Genomic DNA, 353 nt, shown 5'->3' with positions numbered 1-353 from the left:
GGCAGCGCCAGCGGCACCTTCACCATCAATGCGCCAGACGACGTATTCGTCGGTGGTCAGCCGACCATCAGCAACAAGATCACCGGCGTCACCGGTGCGGATAACTTCGAGAAACTGACCCTGGGTCAGAACGAAGTGAAGACCACCGTCACCGACGAGCCAGGTTCGGGCACCCCGGGTACCGGCAACCAGGGCGACAAGGTCTCGGTCACCATCGTCGGCAATGGCGATGTCAACGAGGCCCAGCAGCCGTCGTTCACCGTCAAGGTCAGCCAGAAGCTCGACCAGGACCTGACCGTGACCCTGAGCAACGGTGCCAAGGTAATCATTCCGGCTGGCCAGACCCAGGTCGA

The 353-nt window shown here is 62.0% G+C and carries 1 protein-coding gene; it reads left to right on the top strand.

Features of this window, described 5'->3' with window-relative positions:
- On the top strand, nt 1-353 hold a 353-nt coding region (locus LU671_RS29385; protein WP_232857818.1), incomplete at both ends, for an immunoglobulin-like domain-containing protein.

The sequence above is a fragment of the Pseudomonas sp. NMI760_13 genome, assembly GCF_021283245.1.
GTDB lineage: Bacteria > Pseudomonadota > Gammaproteobacteria > Pseudomonadales > Pseudomonadaceae > Aquipseudomonas > Aquipseudomonas peradeniyensis.
Note: the sequence above shows the minus strand (reverse complement) of the source record. Positions and strands in the feature narration are given on the sequence as shown.